General features: G+C 69.4%; 21 protein-coding genes and 1 riboswitch. Of the genes, 10 read left to right on the forward strand and 11 right to left on the reverse strand.

Annotated features, from left to right (window positions below; genetic code table 11):
- Positions 1-2 precede the first annotated feature (2 nt).
- The 9 genes from sufC (at position 3) to NS3_RS05920 (ending at position 7,168) form a co-directional block, all read left to right on the forward strand.
- Complete coding sequence (sufC, locus tag NS3_RS05880) at positions 3-779, forward strand: Fe-S cluster assembly ATPase SufC (protein ID WP_067854828.1); 777 nt, start codon at positions 3-5, stop codon at positions 777-779.
- A 1-nt stretch (position 780) separates the two neighbouring features.
- Positions 781-2,055: a cysteine desulfurase gene (locus NS3_RS05885; protein WP_067854830.1), complete on the forward strand. Its 1,275-nt coding sequence runs from the start codon at positions 781-783 to the stop codon at positions 2,053-2,055.
- 4 nt (positions 2,056-2,059) lie between these two features.
- The gene (gene sufU, locus NS3_RS05890) at positions 2,060-2,575 is read left to right on the forward strand and encodes a Fe-S cluster assembly sulfur transfer protein SufU (protein WP_067854832.1); all 516 of its coding nucleotides are present in this window, start codon (positions 2,060-2,062) and stop codon (positions 2,573-2,575) included.
- Positions 2,572-2,961, forward strand: a complete 390-nt coding sequence (locus NS3_RS05895; protein ID WP_067854835.1) for a metal-sulfur cluster assembly factor — start codon at positions 2,572-2,574, stop codon at positions 2,959-2,961. The genes sufU and NS3_RS05895 overlap by 4 nt, the downstream gene beginning before the upstream one ends.
- 103 nt (positions 2,962-3,064) lie before the next feature.
- Complete coding sequence (locus tag NS3_RS05900; RefSeq protein ID WP_067855351.1) at positions 3,065-3,493, forward strand: DUF4189 domain-containing protein; 429 nt, start codon at positions 3,065-3,067, stop codon at positions 3,491-3,493.
- 51 nt (positions 3,494-3,544) lie between these two features.
- The gene (locus NS3_RS05905; RefSeq protein ID WP_067854838.1) at positions 3,545-3,991 is read left to right on the forward strand and encodes a GNAT family N-acetyltransferase; all 447 of its coding nucleotides are present in this window, start codon (positions 3,545-3,547) and stop codon (positions 3,989-3,991) included.
- A gap of 37 nt (positions 3,992-4,028) precedes the next feature.
- A riboswitch (adenosylcobalamin (AdoCbl) riboswitch) is annotated at positions 4,029-4,164 on the forward strand.
- 17 nt (positions 4,165-4,181) lie between these two features.
- Complete coding sequence (locus tag NS3_RS05910; protein ID WP_067854849.1) at positions 4,182-5,216, forward strand: ABC transporter substrate-binding protein; 1,035 nt, start codon at positions 4,182-4,184, stop codon at positions 5,214-5,216.
- A complete protein-coding gene (locus NS3_RS05915; protein ID WP_084495085.1) occupies positions 5,206-6,285 on the forward strand; it encodes a FecCD family ABC transporter permease in 1,080 nt (359 codons plus the stop codon). Before NS3_RS05910 ends, NS3_RS05915 begins: the two co-directional genes overlap by 11 nt.
- 118 nt (positions 6,286-6,403) lie before the next feature.
- A complete protein-coding gene (locus tag NS3_RS05920) occupies positions 6,404-7,168 on the forward strand; it encodes an ABC transporter ATP-binding protein (protein WP_067854851.1) in 765 nt (254 codons plus the stop codon).
- On the opposite strand, the gene NS3_RS05925 is transcribed toward NS3_RS05920, so the two are convergent.
- The 3 genes from NS3_RS05925 to NS3_RS05935 form a co-directional block, all read right to left on the reverse strand.
- Positions 7,153-7,455, reverse strand: coding sequence for a hypothetical protein (locus tag NS3_RS05925; protein ID WP_067854853.1), 303 nt, complete (start codon positions 7,453-7,455; stop codon positions 7,153-7,155). The genes NS3_RS05920 and NS3_RS05925 overlap by 16 nt on opposite strands.
- Positions 7,456-7,580: 125 nt before the next feature.
- Positions 7,581-8,048 (reverse strand): hypothetical protein, encoded by a 468-nt coding sequence (locus tag NS3_RS05930; protein ID WP_067854855.1) that lies wholly within the window; start codon positions 8,046-8,048, stop codon positions 7,581-7,583.
- A gap of 142 nt (positions 8,049-8,190) precedes the next feature.
- Positions 8,191-8,547 carry a nitroreductase/quinone reductase family protein gene (locus tag NS3_RS05935; protein WP_067855357.1) on the reverse strand — a complete coding sequence of 119 codons (357 nt, stop codon included), beginning with the start codon at positions 8,545-8,547 and terminating at the stop codon, positions 8,191-8,193.
- 144 nt (positions 8,548-8,691) lie between these two features.
- Here NS3_RS05935 and NS3_RS05940 point away from each other — a divergent pair, with 144 nt between their 5' ends.
- Positions 8,692-9,657, forward strand: a complete 966-nt coding sequence (locus tag NS3_RS05940; RefSeq protein WP_067854857.1) for an NAD(P)H-dependent flavin oxidoreductase — start codon at positions 8,692-8,694, stop codon at positions 9,655-9,657.
- A 106-nt stretch (positions 9,658-9,763) separates the two neighbouring features.
- On the opposite strand, the gene NS3_RS05945 is transcribed toward NS3_RS05940, so the two are convergent.
- The 8 genes from NS3_RS05945 to NS3_RS05980 form a co-directional block, all read right to left on the reverse strand.
- Positions 9,764-10,990 carry an oxygenase MpaB family protein gene (locus NS3_RS05945; RefSeq protein WP_067854860.1) on the reverse strand — a complete coding sequence of 409 codons (1,227 nt, stop codon included), beginning with the start codon at positions 10,988-10,990 and terminating at the stop codon, positions 9,764-9,766.
- Positions 10,950-11,603: a TetR/AcrR family transcriptional regulator gene (locus NS3_RS05950; RefSeq protein ID WP_067854862.1), complete on the reverse strand. Its 654-nt coding sequence runs from the start codon at positions 11,601-11,603 to the stop codon at positions 10,950-10,952. Before NS3_RS05950 ends, NS3_RS05945 begins: the two co-directional genes overlap by 41 nt.
- A gap of 45 nt (positions 11,604-11,648) precedes the next feature.
- Positions 11,649-13,190 carry a polyamine aminopropyltransferase gene (locus NS3_RS05955; protein WP_067855360.1) on the reverse strand — a complete coding sequence of 514 codons (1,542 nt, stop codon included), beginning with the start codon at positions 13,188-13,190 and terminating at the stop codon, positions 11,649-11,651.
- 95 nt (positions 13,191-13,285) lie between these two features.
- Entirely contained in the window at positions 13,286-13,711 is a 426-nt protein-coding gene (locus tag NS3_RS05960) for a DUF350 domain-containing protein (protein ID WP_067854864.1), read from the reverse strand.
- A gap of 36 nt (positions 13,712-13,747) precedes the next feature.
- Positions 13,748-14,167: a DUF4247 domain-containing protein gene (locus NS3_RS05965; protein WP_067854867.1), complete on the reverse strand. Its 420-nt coding sequence runs from the start codon at positions 14,165-14,167 to the stop codon at positions 13,748-13,750.
- 84 nt (positions 14,168-14,251) lie between these two features.
- Complete coding sequence (gene ku / locus NS3_RS05970) at positions 14,252-15,262, reverse strand: non-homologous end joining protein Ku (RefSeq protein WP_067854871.1); 1,011 nt, start codon at positions 15,260-15,262, stop codon at positions 14,252-14,254.
- On the reverse strand, positions 15,262-16,374 hold the full coding sequence (locus tag NS3_RS05975; protein WP_084495118.1) for a lycopene cyclase family protein: 1,113 nt from the start codon (positions 16,372-16,374) through the stop codon (positions 15,262-15,264). Before NS3_RS05975 ends, ku begins: the two co-directional genes overlap by 1 nt.
- Before the next feature lie 29 nt (positions 16,375-16,403).
- Positions 16,404-17,168 (reverse strand): SDR family oxidoreductase, encoded by a 765-nt coding sequence (locus NS3_RS05980; protein WP_067854877.1) that lies wholly within the window; start codon positions 17,166-17,168, stop codon positions 16,404-16,406.
- Between the last annotated feature and the right edge of the window lie 68 nt (positions 17,169-17,236).

A 17,236-nucleotide genomic window follows, 5' to 3' on the forward strand; every position in this document is an offset into this window, starting at 1 on the left:
CCATGACCACCCTGGAAATCAAGGATCTGCACGCCGAGGTCGCCAACCCCGACGAGTCCGGCGAGCCGATCAAGATCCTCAACGGCGTGAATCTCACCATCCGTTCCGGCGAGACGCACGCCATCATGGGCCCCAACGGCTCGGGCAAGTCGACGCTGTCCTACGCCATCGCCGGCCACCCCAAGTACACCGTGACCTCCGGTTCGATCACCCTCGACGGTGAGGACGTCCTGGCGATGTCGGTGGACGAGCGGGCGCGCGCGGGCCTGTTCCTGGCCATGCAGTACCCGGTCGAGGTGCCCGGCGTCTCGATGTCGAATTTCCTGCGCACCGCCGTCACCGCCGTGCGCGGCGAGGCCCCGAAGCTGCGGCACTGGGTCAAGGAGGTGAAGGAGTCGATGAGTGAGCTGGAGATCGACCCCGCCTTCGCCGATCGCAGCGTCAACGAGGGCTTCTCCGGTGGTGAGAAGAAGCGCCACGAGATCCTGCAGCTGGGTCTGCTCGCGCCGAAGATCGCCATCCTCGACGAGACCGACTCCGGTCTCGACGTCGACGCGCTGCGCATCGTGTCCGAGGGCGTGAACCGCTACAAGGAGCGGGAGAACGGCGGCGTGCTGCTGATCACGCACTACACCCGCATCCTGCGCTACATCCAGCCGGAGTTCGTGCACGTCTTCGTCGGCGGTCGCATCGTCGCCGAGGGCGGCGCGGAGCTGGCCGAGGAACTCGACGCCAACGGCTACGTCCGCTTCACCCAGACCGCGACCGCGGGAGCCTGACATGACCGCTGCGCCTGTCACGGGCAGCCACACTCTCGACTTGGCCCGCATCCGGGCCGATTTCCCGATCCTGAGCCGCACGGTCCGGGACGGGAAGCCGTTGGTGTACCTGGACTCCGGCGCGACCTCGCAGCGGCCGCTGAGCGTGCTCGATGCCGAACGCGAGTTCCTGACCGAACGTAATTCCGCGGTGCACCGCGGTGCGCACCAGCTGGCCGAGGAGGCGACCGACGCCTACGAGGGCGCGCGCGCCGACATCGCCCGGTTCGTCGGCGTCGACGCGGGGGAGGTCGTGTTCACCAAGAACGCGACCGAGTCGCTGAACCTGGTGACCTACTCCTTCGCCGACGATCGGTTCCCTTACCACCTCGGCCCCGGCGACGAGATCGTGATCACCGAGCTCGAGCATCATGCCAATCTCGTGCCGTGGCAGGAGCTCGCGCGCCGGACCGGCGCGACGTTGAAGTGGTACGGCGTCACCGACGACGGGCGCATCGACCTCGCCTCGCTGGAACTGACCCCCGCCACCAAGGTCGTCGCGTTCACCCATCAGTCCAATGTGACCGGCGCGGTGAGCCCGGTCGAGGAACTGGTACGCCGGGCGAAGGCCGTCGGCGCGTTGACCGTGCTCGACGCCTGCCAGTCGGTGCCCCACATGCCGGTCGACTTCCGCGCGCTCGATGTCGATTTCGCGGCTTTCTCGGGCCACAAGATGCTCGGTCCGTCCGGCGTCGGCGTGCTCTACGGTCGTCGCGCGCTGCTCGAGCAGACCCCGCCGTTCATCACCGGCGGCTCGATGATCGAGACCGTCACCATGGAGTACAGCACCTACGCCCCGCCGCCGCAGCGGTTCGAGGCAGGCGTGCCGATGACCTCCCAGGTGGTCGGACTCGGCGCGGCCGTGCGCTATCTCGAGGCCATCGGCATGGACGCGGTCGCCGCGCACGAGCACGCGCTCACCGGCGCGGCGCTGGAAGGACTCGGCGCCGTGGAGGGGGTGCGGATCGTCGGTCCCACCGAGAACATCGAGCGCGGCGGCGCGGTGTCGTTCGTGGTGGACGGCATCCACGCCCACGACGTCGGCCAGATCCTCGACGACGAGGGCGTCGCGATCCGCGTCGGCCATCACTGCGCCTGGCCGCTGATGCGCAGGATGGGCGTGCCCGCCACCGCGCGCGCCTCCTTCGCGGTCTACAACACCCTCGACGAGATCGACCTGCTGGTGGCGGCGGTGCGCAAGGCGCAGAAGTTCTTCGGCGTGAGCGGAGCGGCATAGATCCATGCGTATGGAGCAGATGTACCAGGAAGTCATCCTGGACCACTACAAACACCCGCATCACCGCGGCCTGCGTGAGCCGTTCGGCGCGGAGGTGCACCACGTCAACCCGACCTGCGGTGACGAGGTGACCCTGCGGGTGCACCTGGTCGACGGCGATGTCGCCGACGTGTCCTACGACGGTCAGGGCTGCTCGATCAGCCAAGCCGCGACCTCGATCCTCACCGACCAGGTCATCGGCCTGCCGGTGCAGCAGGCGCTGAAGACCGTGGACGCGTTCAACGAGATGATCTCCAGCCGCGGCACCATCGAGGGCGACGAGGAGCTGCTCGGCGACGGCATCGCGCTGGCGGGGGTCTCCAAATACCCCGCGCGCGTGAAATGCGCGCTGCTGGGCTGGCTCGCGTTCAAGGACGCGGTGATCCGGATCGCCTCCGAGAGTCCCGCCTCTCCGGCCGCCCCCGCATCTTCTGAAGAAAACACGACCGACCTCCCGAGCGGAAACGGGGAACGCCCATGAGCGAGACACCGGCGGCCGAGCAGGCCGCTGCCACGGCAGACACCGGCGCGCAGGCCGAACTGTCGGCCGAGGAAGCCCAGTTGCTCGAAGACCTCGAGGAGGCGATGCGCGACGTCGTCGACCCCGAGCTCGGCATCAATGTCGTCGATCTCGGCCTGGTCTACGGACTGCGCGTCGAGAACGACATCGCCAAGCTGGATATGACGCTGACATCGGCCGCCTGCCCGCTGACCGACGTCATCGAGGATCAGTCCCGCAACGCCCTGGTGCGCAGCGGCCTGGTCGAGGACCTGGAGATCAACTGGGTCTGGATTCCGCCGTGGGGTCCGGACAAGATCACCGACGACGGCCGCGAGCAGTTGCGCGCCCTGGGCTTCACTGTCTGACCGGTTCCGTAGTCCGCGCGTGGAACTCTGCGCGGTTCTGGACAATTCGGATGTTCTCGGCGAAGATCTCCCCGTTTGTTTTCCTACAGACGGGGAGATCTCGTTGTCTTTGCTGCAGAAGACCGCACTCGTGGCGGTCGTGTCCGCCGGCGCCGTGACCGGCATGGTGGGCGCCGGTTCGTCGGCGGCAGCCGCGCCGTCCTACGGGACGCTGGCCCTGTCACCGAGCACCGGCAGGACGGTAGCCGCGGTGGGCCATTCCAGCCGCGTCGTCGCCGATGCTCACGCGATCCGCGAATGCGGCGTCTACGACTGTGATCTTGTCCTGCACATCGTCGACTCCTGCGGTGCGATCGCGCGGGGCGCGGACGGCCGATTCGGTTGGGCCGCAGGGGCTTCGCGCGCCGAGGCCGAGCAGGCGGCGATCGCCTCGCTGGGGGAGAGCGCACCCCCGTTCCCGGATCTCGGCAGTGCGCAACCGCGTCCGGCACAGGTGTCCGTTTCCGGGTGCACCGCCAATACGATCGGCTGAATCGGCGTGTCGGCGAGTTGATCGGGCGACCGCATTGCTGATCATGAAGGGGTGCACCTCTCGGACGGCATCATCGCCCTGCGTCCGGCCGCTCCCGGCCGGGCGCACCTGCTCGGGCCGGAGTCGGCCGCGCCTCCTGTGACGGTGGGCTCGCCGGAGTCGGATCAGCTGGATATCTACGAGATCGTGCTGCTCGCCGAGGACCAGGTCGTGGGCACCCTGGGGGTGCGCGCCGACGCGCCGTACCTGCGTGACGATCAGGCGGAGTTCAGTTACGCCGTCGATCAGCCCTGGCGCGGGCGCGGTCTGGCGACCCGCGCGGTGATCCTCGGCTGCCGATACCTGGCCGCCACCGGTCTCGCCGAGGAAGTGGTGCTGCGGACCGATCCGGGCAATTCGTCGTCGGTGGCGGTGGCGCGCCGGGCGAGGTTCAAATTCCTGCGCAGCATCGTCACCGACGATGCCGGACCACTGGACTGGTACGTCCAGGCGGTGTGATCGCCTGGCGGGTATTCGGTTACGCTGCTCGTGCGGTTGCTGTGTCAACCGGCGACGCGGTGAGGGAACCCGGTGTGAATCCGGGACTGGCGCGCAACGGTGACGCCCCACGGGGCGAAGTCCGATCGCTCACCACGTCGCGCTGATTCCGGCCTCGCGAACAGGCCCCGACACAAGGAGTCGACGCTCGATGCGCTCCCGTCCCGTGGCGGTTCTCACCGCCGCGCTAGCTCTCGTCCTGGCCGGTTGCTCCGGCGGCGACGCGGGCACCTCCGACCTCTCCGCCGGCGCGGGCAGCGGCTTTCCGCTGACCCTGATCAACTGCGGCGTCGAGGTCACCGTGCAAGCGCCCCCGCGGCGTGCGGTCGCGCTGAACCAGGGTTCGGCCGAGATCCTGCTGTCCCTCGGCCTGGCCGACCGGATGGTCGGCACCGCCACCTGGACCGACCCGGTGCGCGAGAACCTTGCCGAGGCCAACACCCGCGTGCCCAGGCTCGCCGACAACCAGCCTTCCTTCGAGGTGGTGCTCGGCACCGAACCGGATTTCGTCTCGGCGTCCTTCGGCGGCACCCTCGGCCCCGGTGGCGTGGCCGACCGCGACCAGTTCGCGAGCCTGAACGTGCCGACCTATCTCTCGCCGACCGACTGCGACGGCAAGGACGACAACAGCGTCAATTCCGACGGCAACCGCACCGCACCGCTGACGATGGAGTCGATCTACAGCGAGATCGCCGACCTGGCGACCATTTTCGACGTCCGTGAGCGCGGTGAGCAGTTGATCGCCGAACTGCGCGCCCGCCACGACAGCGCCGTCGATCGCATCGATGCCTCGGGCGCCGCACTGGCGTTCTGGTTCGCCGACACCTCCACGCCCTATGTGGCCGGTTGCTGTGGTTCGTCGGGGATCATCACCGCCGGGGTCGGCGCGAAGAACGTCTTCGACGACACCACCAACGAATGGCCCCAGGTGAGCTGGGAGGTCGTGCTCGATCGCGATCCCACCGCGCTGGTGCTGGCCGATCTCAGCAGGCGCAAGCTCACCGGTGACGCGCTGGAGTCGAAAATCGAGTTCCTGGAGACGAATCCGGTGACCTCCCGGTTGAGCGCAGTGCGTGACAAGCGCTACATCGTCGTCAACGGCGCGGACCTGAATCCCTCGATCCGGACCGTCGACGGCGTCGAGAAGGTCGCCGCCGCGCTCGAGCAGTGGGGTTATGGCGCCTGATCTCTCGACGAGCGAACGGGAACCGGCGCGAACGGTCACGGCGAGCAGGTTCGCGGGCGGTGCGCTCACCGCGGCGCTGGTCGCCGCCGGTCTTGCCGCGCTGAGCATCTCGATCGCCGTCACCGTCACCATCGGTCCCGCCGATCTGTCGGTCCGGGATGTGTACGCGGTGCTGTTCGACAAGCTCGGCCTGCGTGCTGCGGAACTCTCGCCGATCCGGGAGGGCATCGTCTGGCAGTTGCGGCTGCCGCGGACCCTGCTCGCCGCGGTGTGCGGGGCGGGTCTGGCGGTCTGCGGCGTGATCATGCAGTCGCTGCTGCGCAATCCGCTGGCCGACCCGTTCGTGCTCGGCATCTCCTCGGGCGCCTCCACCGGCGCGGTCGTCGTCGCGGTGCTCGGCGTCGGCGGGGGACTGGTGTCGCTGTCGAGCGGCGCGCTGATCGGCGCGCTGCTGTCGTTCGCGCTCGTGCTGGCCTTGGCGGCGGGCGCGGGCGGCGGCAATGCCCGCATCGTGCTGGCGGGCGTCGCGGCGACCCAGTTGTTCTCCTCGCTCACTTCGTTCATCGTGCTGTCCTCGGCCGACGCCGAACGCACCCGCGGCGTGCTGTTCTGGCTGCTCGGCTCGCTGGCAGGGGCGGACTGGGCCGATGTCGCCCTGGCCGCGGCCGTCTGCCTGACCGGCTCGGCGATCTGTCTCTGGCAGGCGGCGAGCCTCGACGCCTTCATCTTCGGCTCGTCGTCGGCGGCGACGCTGGGGATCTCGGTCGGCCGGGTGCGGCTGCTGCTGCTCGTGGTGACCGCGGCGATCACCGCGGTCCTGGTGAGCGTGGCCGGGGCGATCGGATTCGTGGGCCTCGTGCTGCCGCACGCGGCCCGATTCCTGGTCGGAGTCCGCCATTCCCGGCTGCTTCCGGTCAGCGCGGTGACCGGCGCGGTGTTCCTGGTGTGGGTGGACGCGCTGGCGCGCACTGTCTTCGCGCCGCAGGAGGTGCCGGTCGGCGTGCTCACCGCCCTCATCGGCGTGCCCGCCTTCGCCCTGTTGTTGTTCCGTACCAGGGACGAGGGATGATGACGCCCCGCTGCACGGTGAGCGTCGCCACGACCGTGGCCACCGGGTACCGGTCGTCGACGTCGAGTGCCCGGCTGACCACGGCCGTCGAGCACCCTTCGCGGACGAGGAGCAGCCGATGAGTGTGGCCGCTGAACATCTCTCGTGGACGCGCGGCGGCGCGCTGGTCGTGGACGGCGTCACCGTGCGCCCCGAGACCGGCGAGACCTTCGGCCTGCTCGGCCCCAACGGCTCGGGCAAGTCCTCGCTGCTGCGGCTGCTGGCGGGCATCGACCGCCCCGACAGTGGAACCGTGACCCTCGACGGAACCGACATCCGCCGCCTGGGCAGACGCCCGCTCGCCCGCCGGGTGGCCGTGGTCGGCCAGCACGCGCACACCGAAGTCGACATCACCGTCCGCGAGGTGGTCCGCCTCGGCCGTGTCCCGCACCGCGACGTATTCGGCCGTGACGACGACGAGGAGACGGCCATCGCGCACGCGCTGACCGCCACCGGCCTGACCGCCCATGCCGAGCGCCGCTGGCGCACCCTCTCCGGCGGCGAACGCCAACGCGCCCAGATCGCCCGCGCCCTCGCCCAGCAACCCGGCGAACTACTCCTCGACGAGCCGACCAACCACCTGGACATCGCCCATCAGCTCGACGTTCTCGATCTCGTCACCCGGTTGCCGGTGACCGGTGTCATCGCCCTGCACGACCTGAACCTGGCCGCCATGTTCTGCGACCGGGTCCTCGTCCTCGAACGCGGGCGGGTTGCCGCGCACGGCACACCTGCCGAGACGCTGACCGAGGAACTCGTGCACCGCGTCTACGGGGTGCACGCGTCGGTGATCATCGACGACGGCGTCCCCGTGATCCGCTATCGGCGTCAGTGCTCGTCGTAGTGCCCCTCGTGGGCCGCGTGCCTGCAGCCGTCGTGGATGTAGTCGACGTGGTCGCCGTGCGGCACCGCGACGTGGCCGCAGCCCTCGCCGTGGACGTGGTCGTGGCCCTCGTGCGGATGGTGCCCCTGCGGCGGCTGGCACTCGTCGAAGTGGCCGTCGTGGGCACGGTGGATGTGGCCGTCGTGGGCGTAGTCGGTGTGGTCGCCGTGCGGGACCGCGACATGCCCGCATCCTTCGCCGTGGACGTGGGTGTGTTCGGTGTGTTCCTGATGCGCCGCAGAAGTCATGGGGTCCTCCGTGGTCGTGGTCGTAGCCGAAGGAAGTCGTGGTCGTGGCCGAAGGAAACTGCCCTGTACGCCACGCTACGCCGGTGCGCTGCTGGATGTTAGCTGTGTTGCCGAGGTGGAATCGTTCACTCCGCGGGCGTCGCCTCGTGCCCGGGACGGCCGCGGGTCCGGCGCGCTTCCTTGAGTTCGGCCTCGTACAGATGGGTGCGGCCGTCGAGCAGTTCGTCGCGGACCTGCCGTTCGGTGTCGCGGAACAGGGCGTAGTAGCCCTCGTCGTAATCCTCGACGATCTGGAACGTCCAGCGGCCGGGCAGGACGTTGCGGCCGATCAGTTCGGTCGCGATGCGCTCGGCGATCTCGGGGTGCCCGGCTCGGCGGAAGAGATCGGTGGCTTCGTCGAGCAGGAAGTCCGCACCGCCGGTCAACTGGTGGAACGAGTACAGATGCCCGCGGGCCCGCTCGGTCGCCTCGAGGGCTTCGGAGAGCTTGCCCGCGGCTTCGACGGTGAGGTCGTCCACGCCTTCGGGGCGGCGGTGCCGGGGCGTGGGGCCGTCGTCGCCGGCGCGATCGGTTGCTCTGCCGTCGGTCGCCATGCCGTCGCCTCCTGTCCGTGCCGGGGCGGGCCGCGCGCCGGAGCCGGAGAATCGCCGTGCTCCGGCGGTGACGCAACGCCGCAGGTCGGAGGCGGAGTTCCCGGCGCGCGACGGTCGAAACCCGGCCGGAGCCCGCGTCCGGTCAGCCCTGGGCGCTGAAGCGCACTCGCACCGACACCCCGCCGCGGTCATCGCGAGTGGTCACTGCGTGGCCACGCCGGTCGATGCCGTTGATGCGCACCGTGATCGGCGCGCCGTCGTCGAGGAAGTTGCGCCACCAGTTCTTCTTGTCCGGCATGGCGACGCCGATGACGATGTCGTCGCCGACACGGCGGTAACCGACGGGGGTGCTGAAGGTCTTCCCGGAGCGGCGACCGACGTAGGTGATGGTCGCCAGTCCCTTGCTCAGCAGCGGGCCGACGAGCGGGGTGTCGAGCAGGAAGCCCAGCCCGGTGTTGAATCCGTGCAACGCGGCTCCCGCAGCCTTCTTCGCTTCCACGATTTCCTCCTCCTCGCCGCGGACCACCCCCGACGACGATCACCCTAGTCGGCGGGGGAGCAGGCCGGGTATCGCGCCGAGATCTGATACGACCGTGCCGCTTATGCTCGGTCCGACCGTTTCGACCGCTTCCGAGGATGTTCCATGAACCTGCCCAGCGTCCTGCGCGACCGACTCCGCCTGCCGGTGATCGCCTCGCCGATGTTCATCGTGTCCACTCCCGATCTGGTGATCGCGCAGTGTTCGGCCGGGGTGATCGGCTCGTTCCCGTCCCTCAACGCCCGCCCGCAATCGGAACTGCGGGTCTGGCTGACCCGGATCACCGAGGCGCTGGCCGCCCACGACGCCGCGCACCCGGAGTCGCCGAGCGCGCCGTACGCGGTGAACCTGATCGTGCACAAGAGCAACGAGCGACTGGAAGAGGACCTGCGGGTCGTCGAGGAGTTCCGGGTTCCGGTGGTGATCACCTCGCTGGGCGCGCGGACCGATGTGAACGAGCGCATCCACGCCTACGGCGGTGTGGTGCTGCACGATGTGATCCACAACGCGTTCGCGTGCAAGGCGATCGACAAGGGCGCCGACGGGCTCATCGCGGTCGCCGCGGGCGCGGGCGGGCACGCGGGCACCCAGTCGCCGTTCGCCTTGGTCCAGGAGATCCGTTCCTGGTTCGACGGGCCGCTGGCGCTGTCGGGCTCGATCGCCCACGGCCGGTCGGTGCTCGCCGCACAGGCCGCGGGCGCCGACTTCGCCTACATCGGTTCGATGTTCATCGCCACCGACGAGGCCAACGCGGCGACGGAGTACAAGCAGATGATCGTCGACTCCTCGGCCGCCGACATCGTCTACACCGACCGCTTCACCGGCGTGCACGGCAACTACCTGCGGCCGAGCATCGTCGCCGCCGGCATCGATCCCGAGGCGCTCGCCGCCACCGAAGCCGCGACGATGGACTTCGGCGACGGAGAGGTCGTCGGCGCGAAGGCGTGGCGCGACATCTGGGGCGCGGGTCACGGGGTCGGCGGCGTCGCCGAGATCCGGCCCACCGCGCAGGTGGTCGACCAGCTCGCCGCCGAGTACGCGGCCGCGCGCGAGCGTCTGCTGGTCGGCTAGCCGATCGGCTCGGAAGGTCCCTTCGGAGGGCGACTCGCCGACCGGCGTGGTCCGAGGCGGGGCCGCACCGCACAGTGGTGCGGCCCCGTGCGTCACCGTCGAGGGATCAGGCGGACTTGTCCATCGCGGGCGCGGACTCGCCGATCGTGGCGGCATCCTCACCGGTGAGCAGACGCACGAACGCTTCCTGTGCCTCGCGGCCCCGCACGGCCGCGCGGTCACGCTGACCGGGCACCACGGCATTGGCGAGGCTGTTGGCGAGGTTGATCGGAATCCGCAGCGCCGGGTACCACGGCGGCATGTAGGCGGGCAGACCGAGCACGCGCATGGCCCTGGGGCCGAGGAAGGTGCTCGCCACCGACAGGTGCTGGGCCCGCGCGATCCGCCCGCGCAGGCCGGGCAGGTTGCGGTAGTGCCAGTTCAGCGGGTCGTCGGCCATCGGGAGGGCCAGTTGCCTGCTGGTGTCGTCGGGATTGGTGATGGCCGTCATGCAGTGGTTGAGAATGCGCACGCCGTCGCGGAAACCGTGCGGCAGCCATTCGTCCTCGACACCGATCAGCCAACCGACGTAGCGGGTCAGATGCGCGGCGGCGACGATGTCCGAACGCGAGGGCACGATACCCATGGCCATGCCGCCGACGAACGGAGCGAGCAGAGCGCCGACCAGCGTCGCGGCCATATCGGTCTGATTGATGGGCAGACCCCACTCGTCGGTGCGCCAGTCCGGCATCGCCTCGACGTGGCGGCGCACCATCGAATGGATGAAGCGCACATGCAGCGTGGAACGGTATCCGCGCCCGTGCAGCGCCATGCCGTTCACCGAGGAGACGTCCATCGCCCAGGTCAGGGTCTCGGCGAAGCGCTTGCCGGGGCCCTTCTCCAGCGCGCCGGTGCGCAGCAGGGTCTTGTTGAAACCGGAGGCGAGGTAGCCGCCGACGAAGGAGACGTCGCGGGCGAAGTACAGCGCGTCGTTGCCACCGGAGCGGTACACCCGCTCGCCCCGGCGCAGCAGGTCCTGATCCACCCAGTCCGGCGTGGCCTCGACCACGGCGAAGAAGCGCCGCATCGGTTCCGGCGCGCCGGGCACATTGTCGATGCCGACCTCGAGGGCCCTGTCGAACATCGGGCGCATCGTGCTCATGCCCTCGGCGTACATCCATTCGACGAGGTCGTCCATGGGCTTGTCGCCGACGAGCAGCGATTCGCCCAGCCTTCGCCACTGCTGCTCGTCGGGATTGCCGATGCCGAGCAGCTTCGCGAACGGGCCGAGGCCGGGAACCTTGCGCGGGCTGTCAGGATGCCGGGTGGGAATCGGTCGTATGGTGGCGGTCATCGGTGGGTTCCTTTGCTGCGGTGGCGATTCCGTGCTTCATCAACGGCACGACGGTCGTGCGGACGAACTGGCGGGCGGCGGCCGGATCGGTGAAGTCGACGACGCCGCCGTGCGGTGTGAGCATGAGTGAATGAGCAAGCCGGGCAACGAGTTCTGCGACCGGTTCGATGTCGTAGTTGTCGATGAGCCCGAGTTCGCGGGCGTGGGCGAGCATGTCGACGATGTAGTCGATGCCCATGCGCACCTGCCGCTCGCCCTGCACGGTGTAGAAGCCGAGCACTTCCTCGGGGGCGACGCGCAGCAGTTCGGTGACCATGCGGTGCATCCGGGTCTGCAGCAGGACGTAGAGGATGGTCTCCTCGATCTGGGCGTCGACGCCGGAGGCAGTGGTCGCGATGGTGGTGACCTCGGCGAGCATGCGCCGGGTCTCGCGGCCGAGTACCGCCTCGACCAGATGATCCTTGCCGCCGAACCGTCGATGGATCGTGACGCGGCTGACCCCGGCGCGGCGCGCGACGTCCTCGAGGCTGCTGCGCCGGATGCCGACCTGCAGGATGCGTTCGAGTGCCGCATCCAGGATCGCCTCATCCACATCGTCGTGGGGCTCGGACATGAAACAAATGTACAAACTTTGTTTCATTGAGTCAACGGTGCGGGGTCAACGCCATTCCCGCAGTTCCAGATCGATGATCACCGGGTGCATGAGGGTGGAGATCGGTGCGCCGGGATCGCGGCGATCGGGGGCGAACACCGAGGCCGCCCGCAGGCTCTCGGCGTCGATCGAACGCGGCGGGTTGGGCGGGTCCAGGCGCAGTACCGGTTCGACGTCGCGGGTGGCGAGCACGAAACCCCAGTCGCCGAAACTGGGCACGTCCACGTGGTACGGCAGGATGCGCAACCCGCCCGCGCGAATCGTCGCCGCGATGCACCAGAACGAGCGCGGCGCGAAGAACGGCGACCCGGACTGCACCGACATGGTGCCGCCCGGCGCGAGCGCATCGGCCGCCATCGCGTAGAACTCCTTGGTGTAGAGCTTGGCGATGGATGTCTGATCCGGGTCGGGGAGGTCGATGAGCACCGCGTCGAACTGCCGGGCACTCTCGCGCAACCAGCCGAACGCGTCGGCGTTGACCACATCGACCCGGGGGTCGGCGAAAGCATTGTCGTTCAACGCGAGCAGCCGGGGCTCGGTGCGGGCCAGCCGGATCATGTCGGGATCGAGTTCCACCAGCGTCACCGACTCCACATCGGGGTAGCGCAGGATCTCCCGCAACGCCAGCCCGTCGCCGCCGCCGAGGACCAGCACGGTCCGGCGTGGGCCCGCGAGCGTCGGATGCACCAGCGCCTCGTGGTAGCGGTACTCGTCGACGGAGGAGAATTGCAGGTCGCCGTTCAGGTAGAGCCGCACGTCCGAGGTGGCGAAGGGCGAGAGCGATTCGGTCAGCACGATGCTCTGATACCTGGTCTGTTCGTGCCGGACGATCGGATGCGCGAACAACGCCTGCTGGGCGGTCGCCTCGAAACGGTCGGCGTAGAGGTAACTCCCGCCGAGCACGAGCGTCACCGATACGGTCAGCGCGGTGAGCGCCCAGCGCGCAGGTCGGCCGATCTGGTCGCGGAAGAGGACGAACACCAGCGCCGCGCCGGCCGCGGCGTTGACGACCCCGACGATCAGGCTGCCCCTGATCTGCCCGAAGACGGGCAGCAGCAGGAAGGGGAAGGCCAGCCCGCCGAGCAGCGCGCCGACGTAGTCCGCGGCGAAGAGATCGGCGACCGCGCTGCCCGGCTCCTGCCTGCGAATGCGCTGCAGCAACTCCATCAGGAGGGGGATCTCCGCGCCCACCAGGATGCCGAGGACGGTCGCCGCGACGATCAGCGCGGCGGTATAGATATTGAGCCACGCGTAGGCGGCGTAGAGCATCAGTACCGACAGTCCGCCCAGCAGGGCCAGCGCCAGCTCGACGCAGAGGAATGCGGTGGCGGCGCGGCGGCGCAGCGGCTTGGCGGCCAACGCGCCGATACCCATGGCGAAGACCATGACGCTCAGGGTGATCGACGCCTGCGCGGCGGTGTCGCCGAGCAGGTAACTGCCCAGCGTCACCAGCGACAGTTCGTAGACCAGGCCGCAGGCCGCGCATACGAATGCCACGAGCAGCAGTGCGACCCGAGCGGTCCGTGATCGGCCCGGCCGCGCGGCGATGCCGGGGGTTGCTCCTGCCTCGCCGACGGTGTCGGCTGCCCCGGTGGCGGCGGGCGGCCCGCCTGCCTGTTCCGGCGCGGCGGTTCCCGAACGCACTAGGACAGCGCAGCGGCCACCACGAGGGCCACCGCGATGTGCAGAGAAGCCGTCACCCACACCGCCGGGTGGATCGTCTGATCGTCGACCACATCGCGGAACTTGCCGGGAGTGAGCAGATCGAGCAGCAGGAACGACACCGCCATGGCGAACAGTCCGATTACGCCGTACACGGCGGCCGAGAGCACCCCTTCGCCGATCGCCCCGTGTGAGGTCCAGATCGCCGTCGCCACGATCACGCCGACCCCGAACAGGTTCGAGGCGACCAGGATCGAGGCGTTGCGATTGCGCTCGACCCAGATCTGCGTGCGCAGACTGCCCGGCGTCAGGATATCGACGACCACGAACCCGAGCACCATCAGCGCCAGGCCCACCCCGGTGTACGCGAGCGCGGCCGCCGCCTCGGTCGCGATGTCTTCGAGCATGTCCTTCTCCCTTTGCTCCGCTGTTCGCCGCTGCCGCTATTTACCGCTGCTGCTGCGGTATTCGCTGCCCGCGGGCTCGCTCTGCCAGCCGAAACTCGACGCGGCCGACTGGTGGCGCCGGTATCCGTTGCGGTACTGGTCGACCAGGATCAGCGCGCCGGCACCGTGCGCGGCCACGGTGAGGATGTCGTCTCGGTACTGCAGGTAGACGCGCTCGTTCAGAGTCCGGTTGTCCAGTGGCCGTTCAGCTTTGGTGATGGCCTCGACCACGGCCGCGGGCGCGATCGTCGCCGTGTAGGCCCGCCCGTCGTTGACCTGGTCGAGCGCCGTGGCCCTGGTGTACTTCGCCGCCACGAACTCCCTGGCGGTCTGTGCGTCTTCGCCACAGGCGACCGAGGCGAACAGCAGCAGGAACGTCCCGGCGACGGCCAGGACCGACCGGCATAGGCGGTGCATACATCCCCCATAGCGACCCGGGACGACCCGGTGAGCGAAATCCGTGAGTTCCCTCCTGAACTCGTCCCGCACTGTAGCAGGCGGTCAGGCCCCTTTTCGCGTCGGCGCCTTCTGTGCGGTCTTCTTGGCAGGGGCCTTCTTCGCGGTGCTCTTGGCCGCCGTGCTCTTGGCCGCGGCGCTTTTGCTCGCCGTGCTCTTGTGCGCCGTCTTGCCCGACGATCCGCCCGAACTCTTCTTCGCCGCGGCCCGGCCGCTCTTCTTCGCGGGCGTCCCGGCCTTCTTCTCGGCCGTGCCTGCCGACCCTGCAGCGCGCCTGCCGCTGGCCTCCAGGCTTCGCTGCAACGCGGCCACCAGATCGACCACCTCGGCGTCGGTCGCGGCCGGGGCGGGTTCGGCGCGTTCGGGCACCGCTCCGCCGCTCTCGATGGCTTCGTCGAGCATTTTCTGCAACTCGACCTGGTACTCGTCGGTGAACTGCGAGGGATCGAAATCGTCGGACATGCTCTCCACGAGCGTCTCGGCCATCGTGATCTCCTGGGGCCGCGGTTCGGCGGCGTCCTGGAGTGACTCGAACTCGATCGCGCGCACCTCGTCGGGCCACAGCAGCGTCTGCACCACCAACATGCCCTCGCGCACCCGCAGTGCGGCCAGTCGCGTCTTCTGGCGCAGCGTGAAATGCACCAGCGCCGTGCGGTCGATGCGCTCGAGGGTCTTGGCCAGCAGCAGGTAGGCCTTGGGGGTGTTGGAGTCGGGCTCGAGGTAGTAGCTCTTGTCGTAGAAGATCGGATCGATCTGTTCCGACGGCACGAACTGCAGCACCGGGATCTCGTGCTTCTCGGCCGAGGGCAGCCGGGCGAAATCCTCGTCGGAGAGGATGACCGTCTCGCCCTCCGGTGACTCGTAGGCCTTGGCGATGTCGACGTAGTCCACGGGTTCGCCGTCGACGGTGCACACGCGCTGGTACTTGATGCGCCCGCCGTCCTTCGCGTGCACCTGGTGGAACCTGATGTCGTGGTCCTCGGTGGCGGTGTACGCCTTCACCGGGACGTTGACCAGCCCGAACGCAATCGAGCCTTTCCAGATAGCCCGTGCCATCACTCCATCTTCGACGATCCGGTCGGCATCCGGGACCGAAACGTGAAACCGCAGGTAGCGGCGGCGATTCGGGCGCGCAACCGGGGCGGAATGACGGGAAACAGGGACCACATGGCCTCGGCGACGCCGTACGGGTCGTCCCGGCCGGACAAATACGCGCGTTGCAGATGCGTGGGCAGGGTGAAGAAGGCGTCGAAGAACAGCGGCATATCGGCGGGCGGCAGGGCCAGCAGCGCTCGTAGCCCGGCGGCCCGGAGCGCGTGCACCGCGCGCACCCGGCCGAGCCGGGCGGGACCGCCGTCGGCGAACTCGTCGGCGGCGCTCAACGAGGCCGCGACGCTGTAACCGGTGGCCGGATGCAGGAAGCCGCCTGCCGCGCCGAACCGATGCGCGCCCGGCCTGCCGCCCTCCACCGGAAAACGGACCCGCTCGACGGATTCGCTGCCGTCGAGCGGGATGCCACGCGCGGCCAGCCGGTGCTCGAGTCGCGCACGCAAATCGCGGAGCCCGAGGGCCGGACGCCCGGCCAGGCAGGTCTCCTCGAACAGGGTTGCGCCCGCGCCCAACGGCACGACGTACAGGAACGAACGCGGGGCTGCGGACTCGGCCCCGTTGTCGGCACGCCAGTCCATGAACAGTGTCGCGTCGTCCCGGTCGAACGCTTTCGTCACGACGACGCCGTAGGCGGTCTGCTCCGCCCGTCGCGGCGCGCGCGTCAGTCCGCGCGCGTCGATCACCCGGTCGGCGCGTAACTGCCTGCCGCTCGCGGTGGCCAGGGTGTGGCCGGTCAGGTGGGTCGCGCGCTCGGCGACGACTTCGGCTCCCTCGATGCTCAGCGAGTCCTGCAACACGCCGGTGTCGAGGACGGAGTACGTCCTGTCGAGCACATGCCGCTCATACCCCCACGCCACCGGATGCTCGATCCGCGCCGCCACCACGCCCTCGTCGAGCCAGCCGGGCAGTTCGTCGGCCCACACCGCGTAGGTCGCCCGCCAGCGCCGGTGCGGGGCGGGATCGACCACGGTCACCCGCAGGCCGCGCGCCAGGCAGCGGTGCGCCAGAGCCCGGCCGGCCGGGCCGAGCCCGCAGACGACGACGTCGGCGCTGTTCACCGGCGCCGTGCCCACGGGTGCCGCATGTCTCAGAGCCCGCCGGTGGCCAGCAGGCCGCCGTCGACGCGGACCGTCTCGCCGGTGATCCAGGCGGCCTCCTCGGAGGCCAGGAAGGCGATCAGGCGCGCGACGTCCTCGGGGGTGCCCAGCCGCTTCATCGGATAGGCGCTCGCGGCGCGCTCCTCGTCGGCGGAGTACAGCGCGTCGGCGAACTTGGTCTTGACCACGCCGGGCGCGACCGCGTTGACGCGGATCTTCGGGCCGAGCTGCCAGGCCAGTTCCTCGGTCAGGCGGATCAGCGCCGCCTTGGACGCGCCGTAGGCGGCGATGACCCCGGTCGAGCGCAGACCCGCGACACTGGCGACATTGACGATCGCCCCGCCGTGCTCACCCATCCATGCCTTGTAGGCCTGCTGGGCGTAGCCGAGTGCGGCGACCACGTTGACGTCGAAGATCTTGCGCACGGCGTCGAGGTCGGCGTCCATCAGCGGCCCGAAGACCGGGTTGATGCCGGTGTTGTTGATCAGGATGTCCAGCGAGCCGAACTCGGTGACCGCGCGGGAGACCGCCTCGGCCCGTGCCTGCTCGTCACCGGAGTTGCCCGCGATGACGGCCACCTCACCCTGATGCCCGAGGGCCCGCAGCTCCTCGGCGGCCTGTTCGAGCGGCTCGAGTTTGCGAGCGGTGATCAGCACGTTCGCGCCGCGTCGCAGCAGTTCGGCGGCGGCCGCCTTGCCGATACCCCGGCTCGCGCCGGTGACCAGCGCGCTCTTGCCCAACAGATCGGTACTCATGACACCGCACGCTACCGAAGCGCCCTTCCTACCGGTTATCACGGTCACACCGGGCTCCTCGGCGGCGG

The organism is Nocardia shimofusensis NBRC 100134, assembly GCF_001613125.1.
Classification (GTDB): Bacteria; Actinomycetota; Actinomycetes; order Mycobacteriales; family Mycobacteriaceae; genus Nocardia; species Nocardia shimofusensis.